Genomic DNA, 1,598 nt, shown 5'->3' with positions numbered 1-1,598 from the left:
TATACCGCACTTGCTGCCCGCTCAGGGTCCAAGAAACTCGCCATCATCGCCGTCGCAAGGAAGCTCCTGGTCGTCCTCAACGCCATCATGCGCGACAAAACCGCATTCGCGTGAACACAGTTGCCATGCCGTGACCTTCGAAGCTCTGCGACGATCCAGAATTCTGCTCTGTCGCATTCCACGGTCGAGGTAACGGAATGGATCCTCGGGTCTGCGCTCCGCTTCGCGTCGCTCCGCCCGTGGATGACGACCCCGAGATTATCGCACTGGAGTGATGATGGGCGGGACTAATCGCCAGCCGACAGCCTCAGTTCCACCCGCTCCGCCGGGAACCTCGACTCCGCGAACTGGATCGGCTCACCGCCGAGTGTGACGTTGACGGCGACGGTGACCAGCAAGATGGCGCCCGGCTGCAGATCGAGCGCTGCGAGGTCGTCGGCGTCGGCATGGCGTGCCGACAGCACCGTCGAGTGCCGCAGATAATCATTGACGCCGAAGCGCTTCAGCGAGGCGGTGATCGATCCCGTTTCCGCCATTGCCGCCTCGATGCCGGCGAAGCGCTTGGCGTCGAACCAGGTCGTCGCGCGCGACACCGCGTGACCGTCGGCCTCGCCGCGCGTCTCCAGCCGGATGACGGCCGCGCCCTTGGCAAGGCCCAGCGCCTCGGCGATGCGCCGGCTGGCCGGCTCCGTCGAGGACGACAACAGCGCAATATGCCGCTCGCTCGTCTGCCCCTGCAGCCCGGTCGAGAAGCGCGTGCGCGCGCCGATCGGATAGGACAGCCGCTTGCGCGACAGGACGAAGGTGCCGCGGCCCTGCTCGGCCTTCAGCACGCCTTCCTGCACCAATGCTGCAATGGCGCTACGCACCGTGTGGCGGTTGACGCCGTATCGTTCCGCCAACGCGACTTCGGGCGGCAGCGCCGCGTTCTCGGCGAAATCGCCGCTCGCGATCCCCTGCAGGATCCGGTCGGCGATCTGCCGCCACAGCGACACGCCGTTGCGCCTTTCGATGCTGCTCGCCAGTCCGGTCACCCATCGCCCCCAAGCATTTTTCCGGGTTGTCATCCACCCGTCATGGACTCCCGTTACCAGATAAGTATAATTTGTATAGTTGTCTATATCAATAGACAAATTTTACGCATGCAGGGAGCAATGCCATGCGAGGACAGGAAGCGCGCGAGCAGGCCGGGCGGAAAGCCTTGATGGAGACGCTGGCGCATGCCGAAGCCGATGAGATCGCGCGCCTGTGGAACGAAGCGGGCCTGCCTTCCGAGGCCGAGCTCTTGCGCGGCCCCGAGACCGGACTGGTGACGGTACGCGGGCGCATCGGCGGCGGTGGCGCGCCGTTCAATGTCGGCGAGGCGACCGTCACCCGCGCCACGGTGCGGCTGCACTCCGGCCAGGTCGGCCATTCCTACGCGCTCGGCCGCGACAAGGACAAGGCCAGGCTCGCCGCAATCGCCGACGCGCTGTGGCAGGACCCGCCGCAGCGTGAAGCAGTCGAGACGAAGCTCGCCGCGCCTTTGCGCGCGCAGCATCGAGACGGCGGCCACGAAAGTGGATTTCTTCACCATGGTGCGCGGCGAGGACTGATGG

1 protein-coding gene and 1 pseudogene are annotated in these 1,598 nt (G+C 65.8%); one reads left to right on the top strand and one right to left on the bottom strand.

Going from position 1 to position 1,598, the window contains the following annotated elements; genetic code table 11:
* Positions 1–287: 287 nt before the first annotated feature.
* On the bottom strand, positions 288–1,025 hold the full coding sequence (phnF, locus tag EOA28_RS35255; RefSeq protein ID WP_245463449.1) for a phosphonate metabolism transcriptional regulator PhnF: 738 nt from the start codon (positions 1,023–1,025) through the stop codon (positions 288–290).
* A gap of 134 nt (positions 1,026–1,159) precedes the next feature.
* Between phnF and phnG the strand changes: the two are divergent.
* A pseudogene (phnG, locus tag EOA28_RS35250) lies at positions 1,160–1,595 on the top strand (phosphonate C-P lyase system protein PhnG).
* The last annotated feature ends 3 nt before the right edge of the window (positions 1,596–1,598 follow it).

Source organism: Mesorhizobium sp. M2A.F.Ca.ET.067.02.1.1 (genome assembly GCF_004023285.1).
GTDB lineage: Bacteria > Pseudomonadota > Alphaproteobacteria > Rhizobiales > Rhizobiaceae > Mesorhizobium.
Note: the sequence above shows the minus strand (reverse complement) of the source record. Positions and strands in the feature narration are given on the sequence as shown.